The organism is Marinobacterium mangrovicola, from assembly GCF_004339595.1.
Lineage (GTDB): Bacteria > Pseudomonadota > Gammaproteobacteria > Pseudomonadales > Balneatricaceae > Marinobacterium_D > Marinobacterium_D mangrovicola.
Window position 1 is genome coordinate 1,000,519 of record NZ_SMFU01000007.1, and the last position, 22,007, is coordinate 1,022,525.

Annotated in this window: 19 protein-coding genes; 16 read left to right on the forward strand and 3 right to left on the reverse strand. The window is 56.6% G+C overall.

Annotated features, from left to right (window positions below; genetic code table 11):
* Positions 1–59: 59 nt before the first annotated feature.
* A complete protein-coding gene (locus tag CLV83_RS05505; protein ID WP_132288635.1) occupies positions 60–2,255 on the reverse strand; it encodes a TonB-dependent siderophore receptor in 2,196 nt (731 codons plus the stop codon).
* A gap of 215 nt (positions 2,256–2,470) precedes the next feature.
* Between CLV83_RS05505 and CLV83_RS05510 the strand changes: the two genes are divergently transcribed.
* The gene (locus CLV83_RS05510; RefSeq protein ID WP_132288638.1) at positions 2,471–3,487 is read left to right on the forward strand and encodes a helix-turn-helix transcriptional regulator; all 1,017 of its coding nucleotides are present in this window, start codon (positions 2,471–2,473) and stop codon (positions 3,485–3,487) included.
* Positions 3,488–3,582: 95 nt separating this feature from the next.
* Here the strand turns inward: CLV83_RS05510 and luxS are convergent, their stop codons facing one another.
* Positions 3,583–4,095, reverse strand: coding sequence for an S-ribosylhomocysteine lyase (luxS, locus tag CLV83_RS05515; protein ID WP_132288641.1), 513 nt, complete (start codon positions 4,093–4,095; stop codon positions 3,583–3,585).
* A 461-nt stretch (positions 4,096–4,556) separates the two neighbouring features.
* Between luxS and exaC the strand changes: the two genes are divergently transcribed.
* The 7 genes from exaC to CLV83_RS05550 all read left to right on the forward strand — a co-directional run bounded on the left by exaC (position 4,557) and on the right by CLV83_RS05550 (position 11,933).
* Complete coding sequence (exaC, locus tag CLV83_RS05520) at positions 4,557–6,077, forward strand: acetaldehyde dehydrogenase ExaC (RefSeq protein WP_132288644.1); 1,521 nt, start codon at positions 4,557–4,559, stop codon at positions 6,075–6,077.
* Between the two features lie 667 nt (positions 6,078–6,744).
* Positions 6,745–6,816, forward strand: a complete 72-nt coding sequence (pqqA, locus tag CLV83_RS05525) for a pyrroloquinoline quinone precursor peptide PqqA (RefSeq protein WP_003243383.1) — start codon at positions 6,745–6,747, stop codon at positions 6,814–6,816.
* Between the two features lie 85 nt (positions 6,817–6,901).
* The gene (pqqB, locus tag CLV83_RS05530; RefSeq protein WP_132288647.1) at positions 6,902–7,834 is read left to right on the forward strand and encodes a pyrroloquinoline quinone biosynthesis protein PqqB; all 933 of its coding nucleotides are present in this window, start codon (positions 6,902–6,904) and stop codon (positions 7,832–7,834) included.
* 9 nt (positions 7,835–7,843) lie between these two features.
* Entirely contained in the window at positions 7,844–8,614 is a 771-nt protein-coding gene (gene pqqC, locus CLV83_RS05535) for a pyrroloquinoline-quinone synthase PqqC (protein ID WP_207894738.1), read from the forward strand.
* Complete coding sequence (gene pqqD, locus CLV83_RS05540) at positions 8,611–8,907, forward strand: pyrroloquinoline quinone biosynthesis peptide chaperone PqqD (RefSeq protein WP_104001876.1); 297 nt, start codon at positions 8,611–8,613, stop codon at positions 8,905–8,907. Before pqqC ends, pqqD begins: the two co-directional genes overlap by 4 nt.
* On the forward strand, positions 8,879–10,099 hold the full coding sequence (gene pqqE, locus CLV83_RS05545) for a pyrroloquinoline quinone biosynthesis protein PqqE (protein ID WP_243642282.1): 1,221 nt from the start codon (positions 8,879–8,881) through the stop codon (positions 10,097–10,099). The genes pqqD and pqqE overlap by 29 nt, the downstream gene beginning before the upstream one ends.
* A complete protein-coding gene (locus CLV83_RS05550) occupies positions 10,065–11,933 on the forward strand; it encodes a S9 family peptidase (RefSeq protein WP_132288653.1) in 1,869 nt (622 codons plus the stop codon). Before pqqE ends, CLV83_RS05550 begins: the two co-directional genes overlap by 35 nt.
* A gap of 76 nt (positions 11,934–12,009) precedes the next feature.
* Here the strand turns inward: CLV83_RS05550 and CLV83_RS05555 are convergent, their stop codons facing one another.
* Positions 12,010–12,882, reverse strand: a complete 873-nt coding sequence (locus tag CLV83_RS05555; RefSeq protein ID WP_132288656.1) for a MurR/RpiR family transcriptional regulator — start codon at positions 12,880–12,882, stop codon at positions 12,010–12,012.
* A 249-nt stretch (positions 12,883–13,131) separates the two neighbouring features.
* Here CLV83_RS05555 and CLV83_RS05560 point away from each other — a divergent pair, with 249 nt between their 5' ends.
* The 8 genes from CLV83_RS05560 (at position 13,132) to CLV83_RS05595 (ending at position 21,829) form a co-directional block, all read left to right on the forward strand.
* Positions 13,132–14,202 (forward strand): ABC transporter substrate-binding protein, encoded by a 1,071-nt coding sequence (locus CLV83_RS05560; protein ID WP_132288659.1) that lies wholly within the window; start codon positions 13,132–13,134, stop codon positions 14,200–14,202.
* A 54-nt stretch (positions 14,203–14,256) separates the two neighbouring features.
* Entirely contained in the window at positions 14,257–15,381 is a 1,125-nt protein-coding gene (locus CLV83_RS05565) for an ABC transporter ATP-binding protein (protein ID WP_132288662.1), read from the forward strand.
* The gene (locus tag CLV83_RS05570) at positions 15,368–16,255 is read left to right on the forward strand and encodes an ABC transporter permease (RefSeq protein WP_132288665.1); all 888 of its coding nucleotides are present in this window, start codon (positions 15,368–15,370) and stop codon (positions 16,253–16,255) included. Before CLV83_RS05565 ends, CLV83_RS05570 begins: the two co-directional genes overlap by 14 nt.
* Positions 16,256–16,268: 13 nt before the next feature.
* The gene (locus tag CLV83_RS05575) at positions 16,269–17,090 is read left to right on the forward strand and encodes an ABC transporter permease (RefSeq protein WP_132288668.1); all 822 of its coding nucleotides are present in this window, start codon (positions 16,269–16,271) and stop codon (positions 17,088–17,090) included.
* Positions 17,091–17,108: 18 nt separating this feature from the next.
* A complete protein-coding gene (locus tag CLV83_RS05580; protein WP_132288671.1) occupies positions 17,109–18,236 on the forward strand; it encodes a DmpA family aminopeptidase in 1,128 nt (375 codons plus the stop codon).
* Positions 18,237–18,367: 131 nt separating this feature from the next.
* Entirely contained in the window at positions 18,368–18,763 is a 396-nt protein-coding gene (locus CLV83_RS05585) for a GFA family protein (protein WP_132288674.1), read from the forward strand.
* Positions 18,764–18,906: 143 nt separating this feature from the next.
* Positions 18,907–20,070, forward strand: coding sequence for an alcohol dehydrogenase-like regulatory protein ErcA (gene ercA / locus CLV83_RS05590; protein ID WP_132288677.1), 1,164 nt, complete (start codon positions 18,907–18,909; stop codon positions 20,068–20,070).
* Complete coding sequence (locus CLV83_RS05595) at positions 20,039–21,829, forward strand: hybrid sensor histidine kinase/response regulator (RefSeq protein WP_243642283.1); 1,791 nt, start codon at positions 20,039–20,041, stop codon at positions 21,827–21,829. Before ercA ends, CLV83_RS05595 begins: the two co-directional genes overlap by 32 nt.
* Positions 21,830–22,007: the final 178 nt, after the last annotated feature.

Consider the following 22,007-nt stretch of genomic DNA (forward strand, 5'->3'; position numbering starts at 1 on the left):
GCGCTGTTACTGTGCAGAGCCAGCACTGAAGGGGATATGCACCAGCTCTGTTATTAAGTTTAGAAGTCGTAGCGCAAACCTGCGACAACGCTTCGCGATGGACCGTAGAAGTTGAACGTGGTCGGGCTGCCGACACGGGAGTAGTACTCGCGGTCAAACAGGTTGTTCACGTCCAGGGTGGCCTTCAGGTTCGGAGTGATCTGGTAACCCACCTTGGCGTCAAATACCGCGTAGCCCGGTGCTTCCAGTTTCACTCCGCGGCTGAGAGCGGCGAAATCGCTCATGCCGGTAACGCCGGCGCCCAGGGAAAGCCCAGCCAGATCGCCGTTGTAGAAGGTGTACTTGCTCCAGAGCGATGCCTGGTGAGTCGGCATCATGATGAAGCGGGAGTTGACGTCACCTTCCAGGGTATCGGTATCCATGTAGGTGTAACCGGCCATGACGTCCCAGCCCGGCATCAGCGTACCGCTCACTTCGATTTCACCGCCGGTGATGCGGGTCTCGCCTGAAGCTACGTATTCGCCGCTATTGGGAACCTCTTCAAAGGCGCGGTTCTTGTCGTACATCCTGAACAGAGTAAAGCGGGAGTTCACCAGACCACCGTAGTAGCTGCCCTTGATACCGATCTCATACTGTTCGCCTTCACGCGGATCGATCAGGTCACCGTTACTGCCAACTTCGGTCTGCGGCTTGAACACCTCGGAGTAGCTGGCGTAGAGCGAGTGGTTATCGCTGAGATCGTAGACCAGGCCTGCGTACGGAGTGATCTTGGCATCATGATCCTGATCATCTGTGGACTTCGCGCCGGTCGACAGGGTTGTCGTTGTGGACTCGCCCTCATACCAGCTCACGCGAGCGCCACCAATCAGCGCCAGGTCCTGAACCGGTCTCAGCGTCAGCTTGGAGTAGAGACCGGTTTCACTCTCTTCGCTCTCGTTGTTGGTACTGTAGTTTGTCTCCGGTTTCGCCACTGAAGAGGGATCGAAGTCGAATACGTTGATACTGGCGAGGCCGCGGAATCGCGCCTCTTTATAGGCGGTGTCGTAATGTTTGTAATCGCCGCCAACGACGAATTCACTGACATTACCGAAGGTTTCAAAAGGCTGGCTGTAGCTGGCATCAAAGGCAAAGGTGTCCTGCTCAAAATCCCTTGCCAGCCCTACCATGCTGGTGTTTCCGTCATCATCGATGCCACCACCGGTGTAGGCGTAGATAAAGTCAGAATCACGCTGGGATCCGCGCAGAGCGATGTGGCCATAGCCGCCGTTCGCAAAGCTGTGGCTAAGCTCCGCAAACAGGTCGGTCATCTCGCCTTCAAAGTCGTTCCAGTCCGCGCCGACGAAGGTGCTTTGGTCTATATCCAGCAGTGAGCCATCGGCATAAGAAGGCAGGCCATTTGAAGGAGTCAGGTCACGGGTTTGATGCAGCACACCCAGTGAGAGCAGGGTGTCATCGGACAGGTCGATATCCAGCGCCCCGTAAAGCGTCTGGTCTTCGCTGTCGTTGTAATCCACCTCACCGTTGCTCTGCGAGCTGTTGGCGACAAAACGACCGCGCACGCTGCCCGACTCATTCATCGCGCCGGAAAGATCCGCCTCCAGCATGCTGGTGTCCCAGCTGCCATAACGGCCGGTCAGGTGGCCCTGAAACTCTTCGGTGGGGCGCTTGCGCACCAGGTTGATGATGCCGCCCAGTTCGCTGGTGCTGTTAAACAGACCAGAGGGACCGCGCATAATCTCGACGCGGTCAAAAGCCGACAGGGAGGGAACAGTACCAAAGATACTCGACATGGGCGCCGGCAGTCCGTTGATATTGGATTCGTCGTACTCATAGCCACGGGCAAAGATTGAGGAGCGGCCGCTGTCGTTGGTCAGCGTTCTCAAGCCCGGGGTGTATTTCGCCGCATCATCCAGCGTTACAAACTGACGGTCGTCCAGGTAATCGCGGGTCAGTACCGTGATCGATTGCGGAATATCACGCAGGGATGCCGGGGTTTTGGTGCCCACCGTGGCAGCTTCGACGTTGTATCCCTCTGTCTGCTCTGACGCCTCCATGTCGTAGAGCTTGTTTCCCTCTACCGTCAGGGTCTCCAGGCGGATCGACTCGCTGGCGGCGCCAACTTCGGCTGCGAGCGCATTAAGCGGGAAGGGGGCGCAAAGACCTGCCAGCAAAACCAGCTTGGCTGTCTGTGCGCGGCGCGGTCTTAAACAACCGGTAGTACGGCGAAGCGCCGGGCGTTTAGTAACGTAATCCATAATCATCCTCGATGATGAAACGCCTCTGAAACAAGGCTACAACTATAAATACGACATATGGTGCAAATGATAACGAATTGCATTAAATGCGTTTAGGGAGCATTATTTCAGAACCCTGGCTCCTGATCCTTTGCGAAACACTCAGACTTTTTTGCGTTTCGCTCAAAGTGAAGCGGCCCAGGGAACCGGTCAGCGTTTTTTCTACAGGGATCTAAATGCAGTTCACTTCCGTCTCTTCAGAGCTCTCTTCACAAGACAGGTCGGCTTCCTGCCCGGGACTGAAGCACGGGGATCTGCTGAGCAATGCCTCCGCTCATGTGCAGAACTACCAGCTCTCGGCCAGGCGCAGCCATAAGAGCCCGATACTACTGGGTCATCTGGCGACCGAGCAGCTGCAACCCGGACTGCAGCTGCATATGGTGGATGCCACCATTGCTCAGCCTTTTGGCTTTGAGGCTGAGTTGGAACCCTGCTTGAAGGTGTCGATCGTACTCAGAGGGCAGACACGCCTCAGTTACGGCACCCGAAATCTTGATATGGGGCCGGGCTTTGGCCGCAGGGAAGGCCGGGGTGCTTCGGTGGCAAATGTTATTGCGCTGAATGAAAGGGAGGGTTTCTCCCAACAGGCTCGGGAAGGGGATATCCGCCGCTCGCTGACCCTTTCTCTATCGCCGGATTGGTTGGAACAGCAGGGGCTGAATTCTGAAGAGGTTATGCGATTTTCCGCTAGCCATCTTAAAACCCTGGAATGGCAGTTACCCGAGGCGATCCATCTGCTGGCGGATCAGCTGTTCGCTTATACCGCGCGGGATGCCGCCTCGAAACTGGTTAGAGAGGGCTTCGCCCTCAGTCTGGCCGGAGGCCTCGTCAGCCGCATCAATAGCTGTGGCTCAGAGATTACGCGTGGCGGCGCAGATTCTTCGCGCAGGGGGCAGAGACTTGTGGAGCTATTGGAGAGTGGCGAGGCGGATCTGTTATCGATGGCGCAGATTGGGGATCGCCTGGGGATGAGTGCGGCGACACTGCAACGTCATGCCCGTAATACGCTCGGCATGAGCCTTAACCGGTATCTGCGTACCCGGCGTCTGGAAAAAGCCTATCGGGCGCTGGCCTCACAGCAGATGAGCATCGCTGAAGCTGCATTACTGGCTGGGTATGGCCATGCGGCAAACTTTACCACCGCGTTCCGGCGCCAGTTTGGTATCTGTCCGACGGAGTTGAATGGGCATTGAGCGAGAAGCGATCGCTTTCGCGGAAGGAGTAGCGCCCTGGCCGCGATAAATCCGGTAGGGCGCTTAATAACCGATCAAGCCGATTTGGCGTTAACTCAGCTGTGTTCTTTCAGGAACTCTTCATCCAGATCCAGTTCGGCGTTGATATTGATATCGATGCCGCGGTCAAGAATGTTTTTCGCAATGCCCTTGGCTTCATCCAGAGAGTGCATGGTGTAGGTACCACACTGGTACTGGTTAAGTTCAGGGATGTCAGCTTCGGCCTGCACGTTGAGCACGTCTTCCATGGCGGCTTTCCAGGCGTCGGCCACGTCTTTCTCGCCTGGGGTGCCGATCAGGCTCATGTAGAAGCCGGTACGGCAGCCCATGGGGGAAATATCAATAATCTCGATGCTGTCGCTGTTCAGATGCGCGCGCATGAAACCGGCAAACAGGTGCTCCAGGGTGTGAATCCCTTTCTCGGAGAGGATCTCCTGGTTCGGCAGGCAGAAACGCAGATCGAACACGGTGATAGCGTCACCCTTGGGGGTGTTCATGGTCTTGGCGATACGCACAGCCGGTGCGTGCATGCGGGTGTGATCGACGGTAAAGCTGTCTAGGAGAGGCATAAATAATCCTTTCAGAGTCGATAGGGTAGAACTGACTAAACGGAAATTATATCGCTTATCCGAGCGTTTTGCTCGGAAAGCAAAAGCGATCCTGAAACAGGGCCACAGGTGGGGATTTGCCCTTTACGCCAGTATTGCGCTGGATCAAGCACAGAGCCGAAAGCGGACTCGCCAGAAACTACATGATACCTACTTCTAGGCCGCGCATTGCATGGGCTGAGAAGGCTAAGCACCGGTTTCTGGACGTTTTTTACAACTTTAAGGTGCTATTGACTTAATTTCGACTAGCCTTGATTTTGCTCCGGTCGGTCGAAAAAACCTAATACCAAAGTACCTGTTTTTCGACTCAAAGGGACGATACCGACACATAGATGGCAGACCTAAGATGCCAGTGTCGAATCACGGAAAGACTTCGCGTTTACTGCGGAGTCAGGGAAATAAAAACAAAGAGGCTTACGACAATGATCTACGCACAGCCCGGTACAGAAGGTTCAGTAGTAACTTTCCAGCAGCGTTACGGCAACTTTATCGGTGGCGAATGGGTTGCGCCGGTAAAAGGCCAGTACTTCACCAACATCACTCCTTGCACCGGCGAAGCGATCTGTGAAATTCCGCGCTCTACCGCCGAAGATATCGATCTTGCTCTCGATGCCGCTCACAAAGCGAAAGACGCCTGGGGCCGTACCTCCGTTCAAGAGCGTTCCCACGTTCTGCTTAAGATCGCTGACCGCATCGAAGCTAACCTTGAAAAACTGGCAGTCGCCGAAACCTGGGACAACGGTAAAGCCGTTCGTGAAACCCTGGCAGCAGACGTTCCCCTGTCCGCTGACCACTTCCGTTATTTCGCCGGCTGTATCCGTGCGCAGGAAGGCACCATCGGCGAAATCGATGAGCACACTGTTGCTTACCATTTCCACGAGCCGCTCGGCGTCGTTGGTCAGATCATCCCGTGGAACTTCCCGCTGTTGATGGCGGCCTGGAAGATTGCACCGGCTCTGGCTGCAGGTAACTGCATCGTGCTCAAGCCGGCCGAGCAGACTCCGGCGTCTATCCTGGTGCTGATGGAAGTGATCAGCGATCTGCTGCCGGCAGGTGTACTGAACGTGGTTAACGGTTACGGCGCTGAAGCCGGTCAGGCGCTGGCTACCAGCACCCGTATCGCCAAGATCGCCTTCACCGGTTCTACCCCGGTTGGTTCTCACATCCTCAAGTGCGCCGCCGAAAACATCATCCCGTCTACCGTAGAACTGGGCGGCAAGTCGCCAAACATCTACTTCGAAGACGTGATGGATCATGAAGACAGCTTCCTGAGCAAATGTGTTGAAGGTACCGTGCTGGCATTCTTCAACCAGGGCGAGGTCTGCACCTGCCCGTCACGTCTGCTGGTTCAGGAAAGCATCTACGAAAAATTCATCGGTCTCGTCATTGAGCGTATCGGTCAGATCAAGCGTGGCAACCCGCTGGACAGCGACACCATGGTTGGTGCTCAGGCATCTCAGGAACAGTACGAAAAAATCCTGGGTTACCTGGATATCGGCCGCGAAGAGGGCGCAGAGTGCCTGATCGGTGGTGCAGCAGAGCAGCTGGGCGACAAGCTCAACAGCGGCTTCTACATCCAGCCGACCCTGCTGAAAGGCAGCAACGATATGCGCGTCTTCCAGGAAGAGATCTTCGGCCCGGTAGTAGCAGTCACTACCTTCAAAGATGAAGCTGAAGCTCTGGCGATCGCCAACGACACCGAGTTCGGTCTGGGTGCGGGCGTATGGTCACGCGACATGAACCGCTCTTACCGCATGGGTCGTGGCATCCAGGCCGGTCGAGTCTGGACCAACTGCTACCACGCTTACCCGGCACATGCTGCCTTCGGTGGTTACAAGAAGTCTGGTGTCGGCCGTGAAACCCACAAGATGATGCTGGATCACTATCAGCAGACCAAGAACCTGCTGGTCAGCTACAGCACCGATCCGCTGGGCTTCTTCTAAAAGCCGCTAAAAATCTATCTGCGTTGCCGAGGACATCGTTAAAGACAGGCTCCAAATGCTCATTTAGTTCACTAAACTGCGCTTTTTCCCCTGACTTTGCTTTGCCTCGGCTGCCTCGATAACGATTTTAAACGGCTTTAAGAGGAATAACAGAACCTCTCTGTGCCCTGCAGTGCATCCTCAGGGTTCTGAAGGAGGCGAGTGACCGCCTCCTGAGGTTTGGGGCTTTACCCCCACGAAGTCTCCGCCCTGTTTGTTAGTTTGCAGGCACTCTTATCGGCTCCCTCGGGAGCCGATTTTTTATGCAGGGGATGTAGGATGCATGCCGCCGTGCCGATCGAATCCGGCACCGCAGTGAGCCAAAACCACGGAAGTTGATCGTAACGGGGTGGTCGCTCCTACTTTTGAAAAGCATCGTTAGGCGGCACGTACCCAAAGGGCATGACAACCTCGTGCCGATTGAAGCTCGCAGGGTGGTGATCCGTAGGCGGCGACGACGTCCAGTTTACGGTACAGGACGCCGGATGCAGATACGCTTGAACAGGCTTCAGCCTCTACGACCACCTACCTTTTCGGGGCGGAATTAGTTCCAAAGTACCATATTGACCGGTTCTCACTGCTCCTATGATCAGGGGTGTCGTTAAACAATAAAAACGAGGAAAACATTATGTGGACTAAACCTGCTTACACTGACCTGCGCATCGGCTTCGAAGTCACCATGTACTTCGCAAACCGCTAAGCGACTGATCAGAGATAAAGCTGCCGGCGCCCGCCGGTAGCCTTGCTTCAAGCCCCTAGAACCAGACTCAGGGCATACAATAATAATGAAAATACAGATTCTGGGTTCAGCTGCCGGCGGTGGCTTCCCGCAGTGGAACTGCAACTGCGACAACTGCACCGGCGTCAGAAACGGTACGTTGAACGCCAAACCCCGTACTCAATCCTCTATCGCGGTCTCCAGCAACGGCGTTGACTGGGTACTCTTTAATGCCTCCCCCGACATCAGAGCCCAGCTGGCGGACTTTGCACCGATGCAGCCGGCCCGTGCCAAGCGTGATACCGGTATCGGCGCCATCGTGCTGATGGACAGCCAGATCGACCATACTACCGGCCTGCTGATGCTGCGTGAGGGCTGCCCCCATGAAGTCTGGTGTACCGATATGGTGTACCAGGATCTGACCACCGGCTTCCCGGTGTTCAACATGCTGGAGCACTGGAATGGTGGTCTGAACCGCATGCAGATTCCGGTGGACGAAAGCGTCAATCGTTTTACCATCGACTGTGCACCGGGCCTGGAATTTATCGCCGTGCCCCTGCGTTCCAGCGCGCCCCCTTATTCGCCGCATCGCAACGATCCGCACCCCGGTGACAATATCGGCATGTTGATCCGTGATACCGGCAACGGAAAATCCCTGTTCTATGCTCCCGGCCTTGGCCGGATTGAATCGCACCTGCCGAACATCATGTCCGAAGCGGACTGCCTCCTGGTGGACGGCACGCTCTGGCGTGATGACGAAATGATCCACGCCGGTGTTGGTGACAAACTCGGTGTTCATATGGGACACCTGTCGCAGACCGGTGAAGGCTCAGACGAGGAGGGCATGATTGCTTTCCTCGATACCTTAGAAAAGCCGCGCAAGGTGCTGATTCATATAAATAATACCAACCCAATACTGATCGAGGACTCGCCGGAGCGTGCTGAACTGGCGCGCCACGATATCGAGGTTGCCTACGATGGTATGAGCATAGAGTTGTAGGAGACAGGCATGAATATGCAAGCAGCCAAGATCGATGCACCGCTGAGTCGCGAAGCGTTTGAAGAAGCTCTGCGCGCCAAGGGCGATCTGTACCATATCTATCATCCGTTCCATGTCGATATGTATGAGGGGCGTTCAACCCCCGAACAGATCCGCGGCTGGGTCGCCAACCGCTTTTATTACCAGATCAACATCCCGCTGAAGGATGCCGCGATCATGGCCAACTGTCCGGATCGTGAAGTGCGGCGCCATTGGGTGCAGCGTATTCTCGATCATGATGGCTACGATGGCGCGGTTGGTGGTATCGAGGCCTGGCTGCAACTTGGTGAGGCAGTGGGTCTGACCCGCGAAGAGATCCTGTCCCAGGAACACGTGTTGCCGGGTGTGCGTTTTGCCGTGGATGCCTACGTAAACTTTGCCCGCCGTGCAGGCTGGGAAGAGGCGGCGAGCTCATCGCTGACCGAGCTGTTTGCACCAACGATCCACCAGTCCCGCCTCGATACCTGGCCAACTCACTATCCCTGGATCAAGGAGGAGGGCTACAAGTACTTCCGCAATCGCCTGAGTGAAGCGCGCCGCGATGTGCAGCAGGGGATGGAGATCACCCTCGATTTCTACAAAACCCGCGAGCAGCAGGAGCGGATGCTGGAGATCCTTCAGTTCAAGCTCGACGTGCTCTGGAGCATGCTCGATGCGATGACAATGGCCTACGAGCTCGACCGTCCGCCTTATCACACAGTTACTCGTGACAGGGTCTATCACAAGGGGCTGTTCCGATGAGCAATCAACTAAATTCTGCAGTGAACGGATCAGGTCAGATTCCGGCGCTGGAGCGGATGTTCCGCTTCCAGTGGGAGCCCGCTCAGCAGGCTTACGTACTGCTTTACCCTGAAGGCATGGTGAAGCTGAACCAGAGCGCCGGTGAAATTCTCTCACTGGTGGATGGCGAGCGCTCCGTGGTCGATATCTGCGCGGCATTGATGGAGCGCTTCCCCGATGCCGGTGACCTGAGCGGCGATGTCCTGGAGTTTATGGAGGTGGCCCGTGAGCAACGCTGGATCCACTACCGCTAATCATCTGGCAAGAGAAGCACGCCCCCATGGTCAGCCCCTATGGCTGCTGGCCGAGCTGACCTATAAATGCCCTTTGCAGTGTCCGTACTGCAGCAATCCCCTGGATTTCGCTGGCGCGGGTGCGGAACTCAGCACTGAAGAGTGGATCGATGTGTTTCGTCAGGCCCGCGCCATGGGGGCTGCTCAGCTCGGCTTTTCCGGGGGAGAGCCCCTGGTACGCCGTGATCTGGAAACGCTGATTGCCGAAGCGCGTCAGCTTGGCTTTTACACCAACCTGATTACCTCAGGTATAGGTCTTACAGGGGAACGCATAGCGGCGTTTCGTGAGGCGGGGCTGGATCATATCCAGGTCAGCTTTCAGGCCGCCGATGAGGAGGTCAACAACCTGCTGGCGGGCTCCAAAAAGGCGTTCGAGCAGAAGCTGAAAATCGCCCGCGAGGTGAAAGCCCAGGGTTATCCCATGGTGCTGAACTTCGTCACGCATAAACACAATATCGATCGCATCGACCGGATTATCGAGCTCTGCGTTGAGCTGGAAGCGGACTATGTCGAACTGGCCACCTGCCAGTATTACGGCTGGGCCTACGAGAACCGTGAGGACCTGCTGCCGACCCGCGCCCAGCTTGAACGTGCCGAACGGATCACCAATGAGTACCGGGAAAAGCTTCAGGCCGAGGGCAATCCGGTCAAGCTGATCTTTGTTACCCCGGATTACTATGAAGAGCGCCCGAAGAAATGTATGAATGGCTGGGGCGAGATATTCCTCACCGTTACTCCGGACGGCACCGCCTTGCCCTGTCACAGCGCCCGCATGCTGCCGCTGGAATTCCCCAATGTGAAAAACTCGAGCATCGAGCAGATCTGGAACGAATCCACCGGCTTTAACTACTTCCGTGGCGACCACTGGATGAAGGAGCCCTGTCGTTCCTGCAGTGAAAAAGAGCAGGACCACGGCGGCTGCCGTTGTCAGGCATATATGATGACCGGTGATATGCACGCGGCGGATCCGGTGTGCGGCAAGTCGCCGGATCACGGCCTTATTCTGGAGGCGAGACAAGCGGCGGAAGCTGAGTATACTGAAAGTAACATCACCTTCAGGAACGAGCGCAACTCCAGGGAATTTGCGAAAGGCGCTCGAGGTCAGGTAGAGGATTCGCGTGTTTTTGCCCGATCAGGCAGCCCAACCGATTAGTGCGACCGACGCGGTCGCATCCTTTCATCAGTATTCATCACTGCGCATTTTTCGCGGCCGTACCTATGGGGTTCGTTACGACGCGGAAAAGGGGATCAACCAGCTCTGCAGGTTTGAAAACCATCATGCGGTGTCACTGCTGCCGGAACAGTTCAGCGTACGCAGCAAGGTGCATTCTTATGGCGGTGGTGCCTGGTGTCGAGGGCGGGATCAGGCGTTTTTCGTCAATGATTCGGATCAGCAGATTTGGGTGACCAGCCTCTCCGGTGCGATCGCACCGCGAAAACTGACCGCCTATAACCGCACGCGGATGGCGGATCTGCAATACGATGAGGCGCATCAACGCCTGATCTGTGTTTGCGAGACCAGCAGCGACCGGGGTAACGAACCCGTCAACTATCTGAGCGCAATCACGGAAGAGGGGCGGTTAACGGTATTAGCAGAGGGAGCCGACTTTTACAGCTCCCCAGCGCTGAGCCCGGATGGGGCGCAACTGGCGTGGATAGAGTGGAATCATCCCTATCAGCCTTGGGACCGGACCCGGTTGATGCTGGCCGATATTGAACCCAACGGGCGATTGGTACAGATACGGCAGGTATCAGATATCGATGCCGCCTGGGCGCAGCCGAAGTTCTCGCCATACGGCATTTTGCATGCGGTGGTCGATCGTGACGGCTGGTGGAGTATCGAGCAGCTTACCGGCGCAGGCTTTGTACCTTTGCAGGGCGAAACGCCCGCCCAAACCGAATTCACGACCGCCCCCTGGCAGTTTGGCCTGAGCACCTATGGGTGGGCGCCAGGTGGTGAACTGATCGCCATCGGTCAGAGTCGCGGTTATTCCCGGCTGTTTATTCATAAGGCAGGCCAGTGGCAACAGCTCTATATCGACCAGCCCGCCGCGCGACTGCATTCACTGGTATTGGAAGATAACCACTGCAGCTGCGCCGCCGAGTTTACTAATCGAATGCCTGCGGTTCTGCACCTCACCATCGACAGCCAGACCGCGACGGCGGCAAGCGCCACCCTGACCGGAGGCGAGACCCCGGATTACCCGGTGACAGCGCCGGAATCGCGCATCGCCGCCAGCAAGGCAGGGGATCAGATTCCCTATTTTCTCTACCGGCCCGCGCCGCTGGACTCCAAACCGCTGCCATTGATCATCTACAGCCATGGCGGGCCCACCGCGATGAGCGCGCCGAGTTTCCGGCCGGCGATACAGTTCTGGCTGCAGCGCGGCTTTATGATCGCCGATGTGAATTACCGCGGCAGCACGGGCTTCGGCCGTGATTTTCGCATGCAGTTGGCCGGGAGCTGGGGCAAAGCGGATGTGGAAGACGTAGAAACGGTGGCCGGAGCATTAGTCAGCGAGGGCGTTGCTGATTCAGGCGCGCTGTTTATCCGTGGCAACAGCGCCGGTGGCTATACGGTCCTGAGTGCGCTGGCGAACTCCGACCTGTTTAGCGCCGGCGCGAGTCTTTATGGCGTTTCCGATCCCCGTCGTCTTAACGACATCACCCATAAATTCGAGTCGCGTTATCTGCATTGGCTGATCGGTGATCCGGAGCTTGAATCCAGCCCCTATAACGAGCGTTCCCCGCTGCATAACGTCGATAAGATCAACGCACCGGTGATCTTCTTCCAGGGCGAGGAGGATCCGGTGGTGCTGCCGGAACAAACCCGCAGCATGGCGCAATCTCTGCGTAATCGTGCTATCCGCGTAGAGGAGTATTACTTTGCCGGCGAGGGCCACGGTTTTCGCAAAGCGAGTAACCAGGTTGAGGTGCTCGAGCGTGAGCTGTGCTTCTATCGCCGCCTGATCAATCAGGAGCGCTGAACCGGATCAAACAGACGTCCGAGAACACTGGTGGTCAGAGAACTGGCCAGAGCACTTACCAGAAGACAGGCCAGGATTAGAACAGATTCAGATGCTGGGCCAGTTGCAACCACTCCTTGGTTCGCCGCCCGCTGTCCTGGTTACGGTGCGCAACCTGGTCGCAGAGCATATTGGTGGTCAGCACCAGTCCCCAGGTGGACTCTAGAAACAGCCCTGTTTTCGACTTTGCGTGGATAATGTACGGCGTGTAATCCCGCGCCCAGTAGCAGAACTCGTCGGTAAGAATGACCAGTTTGATCCCCTTGGCGGCTGCGATCTCACACAGTTTTCGCCCTTCCTGGGCGTAGGGCACCACATCGATCAGTACCAGTACCTTGGGGTCGTCCTGCGTTTCCCGGTTATCGCTGATCCACTCGCCAAGCATGCTTTCATGGGCCGAAAGGTAACGCACCTCATGCCGCGCCAGTGACAGGCGGCGGCTGAAATCTTCCGCTATACCACGCACGGTTTGAAAGCCGGAAACATAGACCTGGCTCGCCGAGGCAACGCAATCCACCAGCCCCAACCAGGTGTCGGACTGGAACTGCTCAAAGAGATCGACCAGTGTCTGCAGGTCCTTGTTGAAGATCGGCTTGAGAGTTTCATCGCTCAGTGGTTCTTTGCCGGAACGCTCCTCGACCGCCAGCGTATCGTCCTGGAGAACCTCCTGTTTGAGTTCAACAATGCCCTTGTAGCCGGCGCGTTTCAGGAAGCGGCTTACGGTAATCGGGCTGACCAGTGCCTTTTCAGCAATGGAAGCTCCAGTTTCATAGGCGATGCGATCCAGGTTAAGCAGGATGTATTGGGCCACTCGCGCTTCTGACGCAGAGAGGCTCGGCAACAGGCCGTGAATGTTGTTCGCGGTGCGACTGGAGATGTAGTCACCGCTGGTTGAGAAGGTGCTGTCCAACTGTATGCCCTCAAAATGGTCATTATTTTTCTGTCATATAGCGCGGGCGTGAACCAATCCGCCCAGATTATGCACATTAATGGTGCGCAATGAGCAATTTTAACGGTTTATTAACCGCTTAAGTCTACCAGAATAGCCCTTCGATATTGTTACAGATATAACGAATACTGATATTGAATGATAGATACCAGTCGCCCTAGTGTTTATAGGAAATAGGTGGTTCAACACCCAGACCTGGAGGCGAAAAATATGAAGTCGGTTAATACCGCTGCGGCTGGTAACAGATGGATCAAGAAAACCCTGGCCCTGGCTTGCCTGGGCGTGACATGCGCCGGTGCTTCGGTATCTGCGCAGGCAGATGAGACCCTGAATCTTTACAACTGGGGCGACTATATCAACCCCGAGGTGCTTGAGCGTTTTACCGCCGAGACCGGCATCGAGGTGAACCTGGACACTTACTCCTCCAACGAGGAGATGCTCGCCAAGCTCCAGGTTGGCGCCACCGGATACGATATTGTTTTCCCGTCGGTCCATATGCAGGACATCATGGCGCAACTGGGACTGTTGGAAAAAACCGGCATCAACCAGTCGCCCGGTTTTGAGAACATCGATACCAGTCACCTGCTGGCTGAGTCTGATCCGGAAGGTGAGTACTGCCTGCCTTACGGCTGGGGCAGTGTAGGTATCGTCTATAACAAAACGCTGGTACCTGAGCTGAACTCCTGGAAAGAGTTTTTCGCGCTGCCGGACCAGGGCAAAAAGATCGTTATGCTCGACGATATGCGTGAAGATATCGGCCTTGCGCTGTTGCTTGATGGCAACAGCGTGAACTCGGTGGACCCTGATGAGCTCAAGGCAGCCCAGCAGTTCCTGCTCGACACCAAGCCCAAGGTGTCCGCCTTTACCTATGACAGCATCCCCATGGTTCAGTCCGGCGATATCGCCGCGGCGCAGTGGTACGTGGGTGCGATGATCTATGTGAAAGAGATGCCGGACACCCTTGCGTACGTGATCCCGGAAGAGGGCGCCACCATGTACCAGGAAAACATGTGTGTGCTTAAAACTGCACCGAACAAGGAGAACGCCAAGCGCTTCCTCGAGTTCTTCCTGCAGCCGGAGATCTCCGCACTGAACACCGTTCAACAGACCAACGGTTCCATGAACAAGGCGGCGATCGAGCTGCTGCCGGATGAAATTCGTAACGACGAAAATATTAATCCAAGCGAAGAAACCAAGGAAAAACTGCAGATATTCCGTGAGTTGGGCACAGGCACCCGCCTTTACGACCGCGTATGGACCAAGTTTCGTACCGCGTCCTGATCATCTGTAGACCACGCAGGCCGCCGCGCCTGCGTCTTTTTCCCGAGGTTTAGTATGGCTGTTTCAGATCCAACTCCGGATTTTCTAAAAATAAAAAACGCATTTCGCCATTTCGCGACGCCGGAAGGCGGTTCCGTACGCGCGCTGGATGGTATCAACCTGAATGTTGCGTCGAACGAGTTCATCACGCTGCTAGGGCCTTCCGGCTGCGGCAAGACCACCTTGCTGAACATTATCGCCGGGTTTGAGCGGCTCGACAGCGGCAGCATCCTGCTGGGAGGTAGCTCGCTGCTTGAATTGCCTGCGCACCAGCGCCCGGTTAACACCGTGTTCCAGTCCTATGCGCTGTTTCCGCACCTGAATATCGGCGATAACGTGGGCTACGGGCTGGATGTGGCCGGCGTGGCGAAAAAAGAGCGCAACCGCCGGGTGTCGGAATCGCTCGAGATGGTGGGGCTTAGCGGTGTTGAGAAGCGCCGGCCGTCGCAGCTTTCCGGCGGTCAGCAGCAACGAGTCGCCCTGGCGCGCGCGATCATCAACCGCCCCAAAATGCTGCTGCTGGACGAGCCGCTGTCCGCGCTCGACCGCAACCTGCGCTCGAAGATGCAGATCGAGTTGAAGAATCTCCAGTCCGAGCTGGGCATCTGCTTCCTCTTCGTTACCCACGATCAGGAAGAGGCGCTGACCATGTCGGATCGGATTGTTGTGCTTAATGGTGGCAAGATCGAACAGCGGGGTACGCCGGACGAGATCTATCATCGTCCCGCCAGCCGCTTCGTCACCGAGTTTATCGGTGAAAGCAACATCTTCTCAGGACGGGTGCTTGAATCAACGCCCGAGTTTAGTCGCATCGACCTGGGTGGCGCAGAGGTGATCTGTAACAACCCGACCCTGAGCGCAGGTGAACAGGTATCGCTGTTGATCCGGCCCGAGCATTTTCATCTCAAAGCTGCCGACGAGCCAAGCTCAAGCAGGGGTCTTAATGCCGTGCTTGAGCAGTCGGTCTTTATCGGGCGTGACCATCAGTTGCATTGCCGCATGGGTAACGGGCAGGAGGTCTCGGCACTGATTCGCAGCTCCTTTAAAGCGCTGCAGGCCGGACAACCGCTGACGCTGGAGTATGACCCGGCCGCCTGGCACGTGATTCCGGAAAGGGAGCGGGTCAATGAGGTCATTTAATGGTCAGCAGAAACAGCTGCTGGTACTGCTGACTCCGGCGACGCTGTTTCTCAGTGTGTTCTTCCTTGGGCCGCTGCTGATCATGGCGGTTTACAGTTTCCTTGAGCCGGGCCTGTATGGCGGTGTCGAGTGGAGCTTCTACCCCTGGAGTTACGGTCGGGTACTCGGTTGGGCAGATGGCTTCTACGAAGAGTTCGATATCGTTTATCTCGAAATCCTGCTGCGCTCTGCAGGGCTGGCGCTGGCAACCGTGGCGGTCACACTGCTGCTCTGCTATCCGGTAGCGTTCTGGATCAGCCGGATGCCATCGCGCTGGAAATCGTTCTGTATTTTTATGATTGCGCTGCCGTTCTTCTCCAGCATGATCATCCGGCTATACGCCTGGATTCTGATCCTGCGCGATTCCGGCTTCGCTAACCAGATTCTGCTCTCGCTGGGCATTATCGCTGAGCCGCTGGATCTGATGTATTCCGGTACCGCGGTGATTCTCGGCATGGTCTACATCTTTGTGCCGTTTATGTTCCTGCCGGTTTATTCAAGTGTGGAGAATCTCGATCCGAAGTTGATAAAAGCGTCCCAGGATCTTGGGGCGACGCCTTTCACTACCTTCCGCCGAGTGATTTTTCCGATGACGCTGCCCGGCGTTATTGCGGGATCGATTCTGGTCTTCATTCCTGCGCTGGGGAATTTCGTGGTGCCCTCCATGCTCGGCGGCGCCAAGGTCGTGATGATCGGCAACCTGGTCGAGCAGCAGTTCCTGGCTTCAAGGAACTGGCCGTTCGGCGCGACTCTGTCGATGGTTATGATTCTGTTCATGTTGCTGGTGGTTTCTTTTTACCTGCTCAAGGTAATGAAGAAACAGCGCGCTGCCTAAGGACCTAAAGTTGATGCGTAAACTTATAAATCACCTGATGTCAGGTTACGGCGCACTGTTCTTCATCTTTCTGTACGCGCCGGTCATTCTCGTTGTTGCCTACTCGTTCAACTCTAACCCGGTCAACGTGATGATCTGGAAAGAGTTCAGTTTCGACTGGTACATCAATCTCTTTGGCGGTGAAACGAACCTCAGTGACTCCAGCGCCTATGTGGAGTCCACCGACCAGTTGTTTTCGGCGTTGAAGGTCAGCCTCACCGTTGCCGCGTTCGCGACGGTTGTCTCCACCGTGCTGGGCACCAGTGTTGCTGTCGCCATCGCCCGTTATCGCTTCAGGCTGCAGGGCTTTTATCGCCTGCTGCTGATGGTGCCGATGGTGATGCCCGATATCGTCCTCGGCATTGCGCTGCTGATCTTTTTCGTTGGCGTGGGCATGAACCTGGGTGTGACATCGATCGTTATCGGTCACTGCACCTTCCTGACCAGCTACATTTTTATCGTGGTCAGTGCGCGACTTGCCGGTATGAACCCGATGATTGAGTCTGCCTCGGCTGACCTCGGCGCCAATGAATGGCAGACCTTTCGCCGCGTGACGCTGCCGTTGATCCTGCCCGGCGTGATTGGCGGGGCGCTGCTGAGCTTCATTATATCTATGGATGACCTGGTGATTACCTACTTTATCAGCGGTGTCGACTCGACCACGCTGCCGGTATTCATCATGAGCATGATCCGCCGTGGCATTAAGCCGGAGATTAACGCTATCGCCACGATGATGCTGATGGCGTCGGTGCTGATCGCGTCTGCCGGTATCTATTTCAAATCCCGTAAGGCCTGACAGTTAAGGTTAAATCTGATGACAAACAAACGTGCCCGTGACTTTGGTATTCCGTTTACCGGTAAAACCGGTCCGAACAATGCCATTACGGATGTAGCAGGTGTTGAGGTGGGTTACACCACATTGATCAGCGATAACCCAGCGTCTCCTGTCAGAACCGGCGTTACCGCGATTTTGCCCCGAGGTAAAAACAGAGAGCCGCAGCCGGTATGGGCGGGAACCTACGCCCTCAACGGCAACGGGGAGATGACCGGCACCCACTGGATTCAGGATGGCGGCTACTTCGCCGGCCCCGTGATGCTGACCAACAGCCACAGCGTTGGCATAGTGCATCACGCCGCGACCAAGTGGATGATCAACCATTACCGTGATCACTGGCGTGACAACCATCTCTGGGCGATGCCGGTAGTGGCGGAAACCTACGACGGCGTGATCAATGACATCAATGCCCAGCACGTTACCGAGGCGGATGCCCTGGCGGCGCTGGAGAACAGCCAAGGCGGCGCTATCGCCGAAGGTAACGTGGGCGGCGGCACTGGTATGATCGCCTACGAGTACAAGGGCGGCACCGGTACCTCATCGCGACTTATCGACGTAGATGGCAAGGTTTATACCGTCGCGGCGCTGGTGCAGGCCAATCACGGTATTAGACCCTGGTTTACCGTGCGCGGCGTGCCTGTGGGGCGGCTGATGGAAGTGGAGCGGGTTCATAGCAAGGAGCAGGGCTCGATTATCGTGGTGCTGGCCACTGACGCGCCGATGCTGCCGCATCAGCTCAAACGTATGGCCAAACGCGCGGCCATAGGCATAGGGCGCAACGGATCGCCGGGCGGCAATAACTCCGGCGATATCTTCCTTGCCTTCAGCACCGCCAATGAAAAGGCGTTGCCCCAACTTTCGGGGGCTCATTGCAGCATGGAATACCTGAATGACGAGGTATTCGATGACCTTTACATGGCGGCCGTCGATGCGGTCGATGAATCGGTGATCAATGCCATGGTGGCGGCTGAGGATACGCCAACGTTCAAACAGCCTGCCGGTCAGATCTGTAAGGCGGTGGACGCGGAGCAGCTGGCGAAGTTGGTCAGCTCTTTCTACGAGGCGGCCAGTAATGACGCCATCGCGCTGGCAGCGATCCAGGGATAGGAAACAGGGGAGAAGCGGTAACTCCCGTGAGGTTTTCAGGCGTGTGACTGGTCAGCATCGGCGTCACCAGCTTATATTGTGCGACGGGTTGGCTAGCCGGCCCTTCGACATATCTTCACGGGAGTTAAACCATGCAAGGAAGCTGTCTGTGCGGCACTGTTAAATATGAAGTCGCCCGTATCGACATGCCGCTGACGCACTGTAACTGTCAAACCTGCCGCAAAGCCCATGCGGCTGCGTTCAATACCACCGCTGGCGTCATGCGGGAGCACTTCCGCTGGACCGCCGGTGAGTCGGTATTGACCTCCTTTGAATCCTCTCCGGGCAAGCTGCGTCATTTCTGCTCACGCTGCGGGTCGCACCTGATGGCCGAGCGCAGCGGTAATCCCCATGTGGTGCTGCGTGTGGCTACTCTGGATGAAGACCCGGGTATGCGCCCGGTCCAGCATATCTGGACCTCTCATCGTGCCGAATGGCTCAGCTATGAGGGGCTTACGGAATACGAAGAGTGGCCGCCTGGCCGCTAAGGCTCTCCCAAGACAGCTACAGCTTGCCCCGTCTGTAGCTATCGCCAGGTTTTTTAATTGTCGACAAAAGAGGAAGTGCCTAACTTCGTAATTTGTCGCATACTGGCGCTCTGGAATGATAAAAATAAAGAGACCAAATCATCATGGCCCAGGAAATTTCCAGTCTGAGAAAGTTCGTCGCGCCTGAAATTATCTTTGGCAGCGGCGCCCGCAAGATGGTGAGCAACTACGCAAAAACCTTTGGTGCACAAAAGGTTTTGCTCGTCTCCGACCCCGGCGTTGTCAACGCGGGCTGGGTTGTTGAGATCGAACAGCTGTTACTGGAAGAGGGCCTCGACGTGGTCCGCTTCACCCAAGTATCACCCAACCCCCGCACCGAAGAAGTAATGCTTGGGGCTGAGGTTTATCTGGAACACGGCTGCGATGTGATCGTCGCTATCGGTGGCGGCAGCCCCATGGACTGCGCCAAGGCGATAGGCATCGTCAGTACCCATGGTACCGAGATCCGCGCCTTCGAAGGGATCGACCAGACCACCAACCCGATTCCGCCGCTTATATTTATTCCCACAACCGCCGGCACCTCGGCGGATGTATCCCAGTTCGCGATCATCTCCGATCAGCAGGATAGGGTGAAGTTCTCTATCGTCAGCAAATCGGTGGTGCCGGATGTATCCCTGATCGATCCCGATACCACCAGCACCATGTCGCCGTTCCTGACCGCCTGCACCGGGGTGGATGCCCTGGTTCATGCCATTGAGGCGTTTGTCTCCACCGGCAGTGGCGCGCTGACCGACATGAATGCGCTGGATGCGATCCGCCTGATCAACAGCCACCTGGCACTGCTGGTAGAGCAGCCGGAAGACAAGTACCTGCGCGAGCAGATCATGCTGGGCTCGATGAAGGCGGGGCTGGCGTTCTCCAACGCGATTCTTGGTGCGGTGCACGCCATGTCACATAGCCTCGGTGGATTTCTCGATCTACCGCACGGCCTGTGCAATGCCATGCTGGTCGAGCATGTGATCGACTACAACTACGGCTCCGCCGAGGATCGTTTTGCGGTGATCGCTCAGACCATGGGTATAGATACCCGCGGTCTGACCAGCCGTCAGATCCAGACACGATTAAGGAATCACGTTCAGGCGCTGAAGCGCGACGTGGGATTGCCGGATACCCTGGGTAAGTTTGGCGTTAATATGAGCGATATCCCGTATCTCAGCACCAACGCCATCAAGGACCCCTGTATCCTGACCAACCCGCGGCGCTCCAACAAGCGCGATGTCGAACTCGTTTATGAAGAAGCTCTATAACACGAACGCTAGCCAAAACGCCGATCGAGGCTCCGCCGCAAGCTCCGAGGAAAACCTCTCGGTAGACGGTCTGATCGGCCTTGGCGGCCATTCTGCCCGTAAAAGTTACTACCCGGCCTTGCAGCAGAAGGTTGTCGAGCTGGAGGCGGAGCGCAACCGCTACAAATGGCTGTTCGAAAACGCCTTTCACGGTATCTTTCAGGCCGATACCCGCGGCTGGATACAGAGCGCCAATGCCGCAATGGCGCGTATCTGCGCTACCGAGACCAGTGCAAGCCTGGAAGGGGGCGTCTACTTCGCCGCGCTGCTGCAGGGTGGCGAGGAAGAGTTTCAGCAGATCCGCAACCGCCTGCTGAGTGAAGGTCAGCTGTTCCTCTACGAAACCCGCATCAAACGCCTCGACGGCAGTCAGATTGACGTTTCCATGAACCTGCTGCTGCGCCCCCACGAAGAGGGCGAAATCATCGAGGGCTTCGTCGCCGATATCACCCGCCGCATGGAGATGCAAAACCGGGTACTGGCCGACAACGAAGCGCTGGAGCAGCGTGTGCAGGCGCGCACCGCCGAGCTGACCGATCTGAACACCCGTCTGATTGCCGAAATGGCGGAGAGGGAGGAAGCCCAGCGCGAGATGGCGCGGGCGCGGGATGCGGCGGAAAGCGCCAACCTGAGTAAAGACAAATACCTGGCGGCGGCCAGTCATGATCTGCTGCAACCGCTGAATGCGGCGCGCCTGCTGGTTTCCGCCCTGCGTGAGCGGGAGCTGCCGAGTTATGAAGGCGACCTGGTAGACCGGGTACATCTCGCGCTGTCCGGCGCCGAACACCTGCTCTCCGATCTGCTGGATATCTCCAAGCTGGATCAGAACGCGGTGCAGCCCGATATCCAGGCCTTCTCAGTGCAGCATCTGCTGTTCAATCTCGAGGCCGAGTTCCAGCCTATCGCTCAGGAAGCGGGCGTTTCGCTGAAGTTCCGCGCACCGGATCTGGCGGTGCAGTCCGATATGCGCCTGCTGTCACGGGTGTTGCGCAACCTGATCGGCAACGCTATCCGCTATACCGACAGCGGTGGTGTGCTGGTGGCATTGAGGAAGCGCGCCAACACGCTGAGAATTGAGGTATGGGACACCGGGCAGGGCATTCCCGAGGATAAGCGCCAGGATATCTTCAAGGAGTTTCAACAGCTCGGCCGACGCCCGGGACGCAGCGGTGGTGTTGGCCTGGGGCTGGCGATCGTCGACCGAATCGCCCGAGTGCTGGATCTGAGCATCCAGCTGGTTTCCGTTGAGGGACGCGGCTCGCGCTTCAGCTTTTCGGTTCCCCTCAGTGATCAGGCGATACCGCTGAGATCCTTCGATACACCTCTGCGAAGAGAGAGTGGTCTGGAAGGGGTCGAGGTGTTGGTGATCGATAACGAGCCGGAAGTCCTGGTGAGCATGAAAGCGTTGCTCGATGGCTGGGGGTGCGAGGTCGTGACCGCGGCAAGCGCGGAACAGGCGATTGCAGAAAACCGGCTTGCGCCGGAACTGATACTTGCCGATTATCACCTCGATGATGACGCAACCGGCACCGAAGCCGTGGCCGCGTTAAGGGACTACTTCAAGCAGGCGATACCGGCTGCCATTCTCACGGCGGATCGCAGCAGCGAAGTACGCAAACAACTGCGTGAGCTGGAGCTGCCGCTGCTTAATAAACCGATTAAGCCCAGCAAGCTGAGGGCATTGATCCAACATCTGAGCGGGCAGCATCAGGTTGCCTGAGCTCCGCCACTTTCAGGGCTTTTGCTACTTAAGCGGCATCGGGGCACTAAACACTTAACTCCAAGGTGCTAACGCCCTTGGCAGGGCACTGAGATACACTAGAAAAGGGAATCGGCTGATTACGCTCTGTCCCGGGCGTATCATTCATCCCGACAGCAAACGCATCCACCCGCTGTAT